We start from the raw sequence: 7,531 nt of genomic DNA on the forward strand, positions 1-7,531 counted from the left end.
CTCCCACTCGGCATCGGACAGTTCATGGCGACGTATCACCCGACCATGATCCACCACTCAAGATCTTTTGAAGACACGGCCTAGGGCCTGTCGTTTGGATCAGTCGCGGGGTGTGGCACGCACATCTGCGGCGTTGTCGTCGGTCGCCGACTCCCCCACGCTCGACTGCGCTCGCGCGGGGGCCCCATCGCATCAACTCCCTCCTTCGCCTTGCAGCTGCACGCACCACACCCCGCTCGGCCCCGCCGACAAGGCACCGTCGATCAGGCCGACCTGATCCGAACGACAGGCCCTAGGACCGAGCCCGGCGCACACAGCCGGCCGACGGCCTACGACGGCTGATCGACGCCTGATCGACGGGCGGTCAGAGTGCCGCCCCCGCCCCTCCCCGGCGCGCCCTGCCACACAGCTCGGCGAGCGCGTCGGCCGTCACCGGCGACACGGCGCCTTCCTCCGTGACGATCGCCGTCACCAGCTCGGGCGGCGTCACGTCGAACGCGGGGTTATACGCCTGGGTCCCCAGCGGCGCCACCGGAATCCCGCCGCCCGCTCCCGTCACCGGCGCCTGGGCCGCCATGACCTCCGTCACCTCGAACCCGGGCCGCTGCTCCACCTCGATGGACGCCCCGTCCGGCGTCTCCAGATCCACCGTCGTCACCGGCGCCACCACGATGAACGGCACATGGTGGTACCGCGCCAGCACCGCGAGCGGATAGCTCCCCACCTTGTTCGCCACCGACCCGTCGGCCGCGATGCGATCCGCCCCGATCAGCACCGCGTCCACCTCCCCCGCCGCGAAGAGCGAACCCGCCGCGTTGTCCGTCAGCAGGGTGTACGCCATGCCGTTGCGGGCCGCTTCGTACGCCGTGAGGCGGGCGCCCTGGAGCAGCGGACGCGTCTCGTCCACCCACAGCCGGCGAAGCCGGCCCACCCGGTGCGCCGCGAGCGCCACCGCGAACGCCGTCCCCTCCCCGCCCGAGACCAGCGCACCGGTGTTGCAGTGGGTGAGGACGCGGTGCCCGCCACCCGGCAGCAGCTCGTCGAGGAGCGCCAGCCCGTGTCCGGCCATCCGGACGCTGGCCTCGGCGTCCTCCCGGTGCAGCTGCCGTGCCGCCGCCAGCGCGGCCTGCGCGCCCTGCGCCAGGTCGCCGCCCTCGGCGAGCTCCTCGCGGTACGCGGCCCGGGCCCGGCGCACACCGACGGACAGGTTCACCGCGGTGGGGCGGGCGCCCGCGAGCGCGTTCGCGGCCTCGTCCACGTCGAAGCCGCGTGCGGCGGCGAGCGCGACACCGTAAGCCCCGGCGATCCCGAGCAGCGGCGCCCCGCGCACGGCCAGCGACTGGATCGCCTCGACCAGTACGGACGCGTCCGTACACACCAGTTCGACTTCCTGGGCCGGCAGCCTCGTCTGGTCGAGAAGGACCAGCACGGGACCTTCCGGTAGCTCCTCCCAACGGAGCGCAGGTATCTCGGCCGGCCGCTTGTCCTCGCCGGGTTGCGCGTACTGATCAGCCATGCGGTCAGTCTGCCCCCGATCGGGCGGACAATTGAAGGTGTGCAGCCTCTACCGCGGCCGGTCACCCGATCAACGCCCCATGGCACGATGGCTCCCAACCTGCCGCCGCGCCCGCGGACGGGCACCGTGAAGGAGCGACGATGAACGACACTCCGGGCTGGGCCTCGCCCGGATCCGCCCCGTCCGACGGACAGGAGCCCGGCGCGTCCCACCCCGCCGAGCCCACGGACCGCCCCGCCGGTGCCCAGCCCGCGGACCACCCGGGCGCGAACCAGCAGAGCCCCGGCACGAAGTGGTCCAAGGAACAGCCCCCGCCCGGCCCCGGCCAGTGGTCCGCGCCCACAGGCCCCCAGAACCCGGGCCGCAACGCGGGCCAGACCCCGCCACCCCCACCGCCGCCCGGCCCCGGCTGGGGCGCCCACCCGCCCGCCGGACCCGGCGGCGCCTACCCCGGCGGCCCCGCAGGCCCCGGACAAGGCGGTTACGGCGGCTACGGCGCTCCCGGCTGGGGCGCAGGCTGGGGCGGCCCCCCGCCCGCGGCGAAGCCCGGCGTGATCCCGCTGCGCCCGCTCGCCGTGGGCGAGATCCTCGACGGCGCCGTCGCCACGATGCGCACCTACTGGCGCACGGTCCTGGGCATCTCGCTCACCGTCGCCGTCATCACCCAGATTTTCGTCGTCCTGTTGCAGGGCCTCATCCTGGACGACGCCACGGACACGACCGCGCTCGGCGACCCGAGCGCCACCGCCGACGAGCAGCTCAACGCCATGGGCGACGCCATGCGCGCCTCCGGCCCCGTCCTCCTCATCACCCTCATCGGCACCATCACGGCGACCGCCCTGCTCACCGCCGTCACCAGCCGAGCCGTGCTCGGCAAACCGGTCACCCTCGGCGAGGCCTGGCGCGACGCCCGCCCCCAGGTGCTCAAACTGTTCGGCCTGATCTTCCTGCTGATGCTCATCGCCGCCGGCACCGTCCTCGTATGCCTGCTGCCGGGCATCCTCGTGAGCGCCGCCGGAAGCTCCGACGCGGGGGCCGCGCTCAAGGCCTTCGGCATCCTCGGCTCGATCGTCCTGGTGCTGTGGCTGCTGATCCGCCTCTCCCTCGCCTCGCCCGCGCTGATGCTGGAGAAGCAGAGCATCAAGAAGGCGCTGGGCCGTTCCGTGAAGCTCACCCGCGGCTCCTGGTGGCGCGTCTTCGGCATCCAGTTGCTCGCCCTGATCATCGCTAACATCGTCGCGATGATCGTCGTCGTCCCCTTCGCGCTCGTCGGCGCCGCCCTGAGCGACGGGGGCGTCAGCGGCATGGTCGACGCGAGCAGCGAGTACGGCTGGACCTACCTGATCGTCAGCGGCATCGGCTCGGTCATCGGCTCCATGATCACCTTCCCGATCTCGGCGGGAGTCACCGTGCTCCTCTACGTCGACCAGCGCATCCGCCGCGAGGCCCTCGACCTCGACCTGGCCCGCGCCGCGGGCGTCCAGGACTACGCCGCCTCCGCTCCCGGCACCACCCCGGGGAGTTGATGCGGTGAGCCTGGCGGGGGGAGGACTCACAGCGGTGCCGCTCCCGGGCGCCCTGCCCGTACGGGCACCGCTGCCCGGCATCACCGACGCGGCCCAGGCGGCCCTGCCGCGCGTCGCCGAAAGGGCCGTGGCAGCGCTGCTCCGGGCGGGCGACGCGGCCGCGCTGTCCCTGGCGGCCCGCTCGGACGACGAACCGCCGCTCACCATCTCGCGCGACCCCGCGCGGGAGGCGGCCCGCCGTGAACTGTCCAAGGACCTGTACCACCAGAACGACCCCAACCTGTTCCAGCGCGCCCTGGACACCCTCTGGGACTGGATCGGCGACCTCTTCGGCACCGCCTCGACCGCCACCCCCGGCGGCACACTCGGCCTGATGGTCGTCATCCTGGCCCTGGCAACCGTCGTGGGCGCCCTGTGGTGGCGCCTGGGCTCCCCGCGCCGCCGGCCCACCTCCGCCTCCGCCCTCTTCGACGACCGTCCCCGCAGCGCCGCCGAACACCGCGCCGCAGCCGAGGCGCAGGCCGCCCAGGGCCACTGGAACCAGGCCGTCCAGGAACGCATGCGCGCCATCGTCCGCTCCCTGGAGGAACGCGCCCTCCTCGACGCCCGCCCCGGCCGCACGGCCGACGAAGCCGCCGCCGACGCCGGCCGCACCCTGCCCGCCCACACCGACCGACTCCGCGCCGCCGCCCGCGACTTCGACGACGTGACGTACGGCGGCCGCCGCGCCACCCAGCAGTCGTACGGACGCATGGCCGAACTCGACCTCGACCTGGAACGCACCAAGCCCCGACTGACGGCGAGCAGCACCCACACCGCGGCCCACCCCGCCCACCGGGGAGTCGCCCCATGACGACCGAGGCCACGCTCCCGTCCACCTCGGCCTCGCCCACCGCCCGCCGGCTGTGGACCCGCGCGCGAGGCGTCACCCTCGCGCTCGTCCTGCTCCTGGCGGGGGCCGTCACGCTCGCCGCGCTCCAGTCCGACGCCCGCCACGGCGCCCTCGACCCGCGCTCCGCCGACCCCTACGGCAGCCGCGCGGTAGCCGAACTCCTCGCCGACCGCGGCGTGTCCACCCGCGTGGTCACCACCCTGGCCCAGGCCCGCGCCGCGGCGCGCCCGGACACCACTCTGCTGGTCGCCACCCCGGACCTCCTGGCGGAACGTCAACAGCGGGACCTGCACACGGTGATCGCCGGCTCGGGCGGCCGGACCGTCCTCGTCGCCCCCAGCGGCTGGTCCGTGGGAACCCTCGCCCCCGGCGTGACCGCGGACCCCGCCAACAGCCGCGGCTCCGCGCTCTCCCCCGACTGCGCGCTGCCCGCCGCCCGCCGCGCCGGCACCGCGGAGACCGGCGGCATCCGCTACACCACCCGCCACCTCGACGCCGACGAGTGCTACCCCAGCGAGCGCCTGGCCACCCTGCTCCGCATCCCGGACGCCTCCGGAGACGGCGACACCGTGGTCCTCGGCGCGCCCGACATCCTCTACAACAAGCGCCTCGACGAACAGGGCAACGCCTCGCTCGCCCTCCAACTCCTCGGCTCCCGCAGCCATCTGGTCTGGTACCTCCCCTCGCTCTCCGACACCGCCGCCACCGACCCGGACGACGAGAAAAGCTTCTTCGACCTGCTCCCCTCGGGCTGGCTCTGGGGCACACTTCAGCTGTTCGTCGCCGCAGCCCTCGCCGCCCTCTGGCGGGCACGTCGACTCGGCCCCCTCGTGCCCGAAAGACTCCCCGTGGCGATCCGCGCCTCCGAAACCGTCGAAGGCCGCGCCCGCCTCTACCGCAAAGCCAACGCCCGCGACCGCGCGGCCGCCGCTCTTCGCTCCACCACCCGCATCCGCCTCGCCCCTCTCCTGGGCGTCCCCGTCACCCAGGCGCACGCGCCCGAGGCACTCGTCCCCGCCCTGTCCGCCCACCTCCACGGCGACGGACAGTCCCTGCACTCCCTCCTCTTCGGCCCACCGCCAGGCGACGACGCGGCCCTGATCGCGCTCGCCGACCAACTCGACGCCCTCGAAAGAGAGGTACGCCGTCCATGATGGACCCGACCACTGACATCGCCGGGAACACCGGGGACCCGGGCCGCGCCCGCGCCTCCCTGGAGGCCCTGCGCGCCGAGATCTCCAAGGCCGTGGTCGGCCAGGACCCCGCCGTGACGGGCCTCGTCGTCGCCCTCCTGTGCCGCGGACACGTCCTCCTCGAAGGAGTCCCCGGAGTGGCCAAGACGTTGCTCGTCCGCGCCCTCGCCTCCGCACTCGAACTCGACACCAAGCGCGTCCAGTTCACCCCCGACCTCATGCCGAGCGACATCACCGGCTCCCTCGTCTACGACACCCGCACCGCCGAGTTCTCCTTCCAGCCCGGCCCGGTCTTCACCAACCTCCTCCTCGCCGACGAGATCAACCGCACCCCGCCGAAAACCCAGTCGTCCCTCCTCGAAGCCATGGAGGAACGCCAGGTCACCGTCGACGGCACCCCGCGTGCGCTCCCCGACCCGTTCCTGGTCGCCGCGACCCAGAACCCCGTCGAGTACGAGGGCACCTACCCCCTCCCCGAAGCCCAACTGGACCGCTTCCTGCTCAAACTGACGATCCCTCTCCCCTCCCGCCAGGAGGAGATCGACGTCCTCACCCGCCATGCCGACGGCTTCAACCCGCGCGACCTGCACGCCGCCGGCATACGCCCCGTCGCAGGACCGGCCGACCTCGAGGCGGCCCGCGCCGCAGTCGCCAAAACGACGATCTCTCCCGAGATCACGGCCTACGTCGTCGACATCTGCCGCGCCACCCGCGAGTCCCCGTCCCTCACCCTGGGCGTCTCCCCCCGGGGCGCGACCGCCCTCCTCGCCACCGCACGCGCCTGGGCCTGGCTCACCGGCCGCGACTACGTCATCCCCGACGACGTCAAAGCCCTCGCCCTCCCCACCCTCCGCCACCGCGTGCAGCTCCGCCCGGAAGCCGAGATGGAAGGCGTGACGGCCGACTCCGTGATCACCGCGATCCTCACCCACGTCCCCGTACCCCGCTGATGGCGCTCACCGGACGCACCGCACTCCTCGCGGCCCTGGGCTCCCTCCCCGTCGGTATCTGGGACCCCAGCTGGACGGGCATGCTCGCCGTCAATGCCCCCCTGGCCGTGGCCTGCGCCTGCGACTTCGCCCTGGCCGCCCCGGTACGCCGACTGGGCCTCACCCGTTCCGGTGACACCTCCGCCCGCCTCGGCGACCCGGCGGACGTCACCCTCACCCTCACGAACCCGTCCCGCCGCCCCCTGCGCGCCCACCTCCGCGACGCCTGGCCTCCCAGCAGCTGGCAGCCCGGAACGGAGACAGAGGCCTCCCGTCACCGCCTGACGGTCCCGCCCGGCGAACGCCGCCGCATCACCACCCGTCTACGCCCCACCCGCCGCGGCGACCACCAGACCGACCGCGTCACGATCCGCTCCTACGGCCCCCTCGGCCTCTTCTCCCGCCAGGGCACCCACAAGGTCCCCTGGACCGTACGCGCCCTCCCCCCGTTCACCAGCCGCAAGCACCTCCCCTCGAAACTGGCCCGCCTACGCGAACTGGACGGCCGCACCAGCGTCCTCACCCGAGGCGAGGGCACAGAGTTCGACAGCCTGCGCGAATACGTCCCCGGTGACGACACCCGCTCCATCGACTGGCGTGCCACAGCGCGCCACGCATCGGTCGCCGTCCGCACCTGGCGCCCCGAACGCGACCGCCACATCCTGCTCGTCCTCGACACCGGCCGCACCTCCGCCGGGCGCGTCGGCGACGCCCCCCGCCTGGACTCCTCCATGGACGCGGCACTCCTCCTCGCCGCGCTGGCATCCCGCGCCGGCGACCGAGTCGACCTCCTCGCCTACGACCGCCGAGTACGCGCCCTCGTCCAGGGACGAACAGCGCGCGACGTTCTCCCGTCCCTGGTCAACGCCATGGCCACTCTCGAACCCGAACTGGTCGAAACGAACGCCCGCGGTCTCACCGCCACAGCCCTCCGCACGGCCCCCCGACGCTCCCTCATCGTCCTCATGACAACGCTGGACGCCGCCCCGGTCGAGGAAGGCCTCCTCCCCGTCCTCCCCCAGCTCACCCAGCGCCATACGGTCCTGGTGGCATCGGTCGCAGACCCTCACATCGCCCATATGGCCACTTCCCGCGGCAACGCCGAGTTGGTCTACGAGGCAGCGGCGGCAGCCCAGGCCCAGACAGAACGTCATCGCACCGCCGACCAACTCCGCCGGCACGGCGTCACCGTCGTCGACGCGACACCGGACCAACTGGCCCCCGCACTCGCAGACGCCTACCTGGCACTAAAGGCAGCGGGACGCCTGTAAACAAATGGGCTCTCTCAGAAGAGAGCCCATTCAAACCACATGCCCTGTAAACGCAGAAAACCCCCGCACCATAAGGTGCGGGGGTTTCCCGTAATATTTGTTCGGCGGTGTCCTACTCTCCCACAGGGTCCCCCCTGCAGTACC

General features: G+C 73.0%; 6 protein-coding genes. 5 read left to right on the plus strand and 1 reads right to left on the minus strand.

Going from position 1 to position 7,531, the window contains the following annotated elements; genetic code table 11:
* Positions 1-364: 364 nt before the first annotated feature.
* Positions 365-1,516: an S-methyl-5-thioribose-1-phosphate isomerase gene (mtnA, locus tag ACIRPU_RS44195; protein ID WP_403878877.1), complete on the minus strand. Its 1,152-nt coding sequence runs from the start codon at positions 1,514-1,516 to the stop codon at positions 365-367.
* Positions 1,517-1,656: 140 nt separating this feature from the next.
* Between mtnA and ACIRPU_RS44200 the strand changes: the two genes are divergently transcribed.
* The 5 genes from ACIRPU_RS44200 to ACIRPU_RS44220 all read left to right on the plus strand — a co-directional run bounded on the left by ACIRPU_RS44200 (position 1,657) and on the right by ACIRPU_RS44220 (position 7,387).
* The gene (locus tag ACIRPU_RS44200; RefSeq protein WP_403878880.1) at positions 1,657-3,042 is read left to right on the plus strand and encodes a glycerophosphoryl diester phosphodiesterase membrane domain-containing protein; all 1,386 of its coding nucleotides are present in this window, start codon (positions 1,657-1,659) and stop codon (positions 3,040-3,042) included.
* Between the two features lie 127 nt (positions 3,043-3,169).
* Positions 3,170-3,895, plus strand: coding sequence for a DUF4129 domain-containing protein (locus tag ACIRPU_RS44205; RefSeq protein WP_403878892.1), 726 nt, complete (start codon positions 3,170-3,172; stop codon positions 3,893-3,895).
* The gene (locus ACIRPU_RS44210; protein ID WP_403878883.1) at positions 3,892-5,088 is read left to right on the plus strand and encodes a DUF4350 domain-containing protein; all 1,197 of its coding nucleotides are present in this window, start codon (positions 3,892-3,894) and stop codon (positions 5,086-5,088) included. The genes ACIRPU_RS44205 and ACIRPU_RS44210 overlap by 4 nt, the downstream gene beginning before the upstream one ends.
* Complete coding sequence (locus ACIRPU_RS44215) at positions 5,088-6,077, plus strand: AAA family ATPase (RefSeq protein WP_403878886.1); 990 nt, start codon at positions 5,088-5,090, stop codon at positions 6,075-6,077. The genes ACIRPU_RS44210 and ACIRPU_RS44215 overlap by 1 nt, the downstream gene beginning before the upstream one ends.
* The gene (locus ACIRPU_RS44220) at positions 6,077-7,387 is read left to right on the plus strand and encodes a DUF58 domain-containing protein (RefSeq protein WP_403878889.1); all 1,311 of its coding nucleotides are present in this window, start codon (positions 6,077-6,079) and stop codon (positions 7,385-7,387) included. Before ACIRPU_RS44215 ends, ACIRPU_RS44220 begins: the two co-directional genes overlap by 1 nt.
* Positions 7,388-7,531: the final 144 nt, after the last annotated feature.

The sequence above is a fragment of the Streptomyces sp. NPDC102259 genome, assembly GCF_044766465.1.
GTDB lineage: Bacteria > Actinomycetota > Actinomycetes > Streptomycetales > Streptomycetaceae > Streptomyces.

Bases quoted from the DNA above. Each gene is read 5' to 3' on its own strand.
- mtnA (WP_403878877.1), bottom strand. From the start codon at position 1,516: ATGGCTGATCAGTACGCGCAACCCGGCGAGGACAAGCGGCCGGCCGAG.
- ACIRPU_RS44200 (WP_403878880.1), top strand. From the start codon at position 1,657: ATGAACGACACTCCGGGCTGGGCCTCGCCCGGATCCGCCCCGTCCGAC.
- ACIRPU_RS44210 (WP_403878883.1), top strand. From the start codon at position 3,892: ATGACGACCGAGGCCACGCTCCCGTCCACCTCGGCCTCGCCCACCGCC.
- ACIRPU_RS44215 (WP_403878886.1), top strand. From the start codon at position 5,088: ATGGACCCGACCACTGACATCGCCGGGAACACCGGGGACCCGGGCCGC.
- ACIRPU_RS44220 (WP_403878889.1), top strand. From the start codon at position 6,077: ATGGCGCTCACCGGACGCACCGCACTCCTCGCGGCCCTGGGCTCCCTC.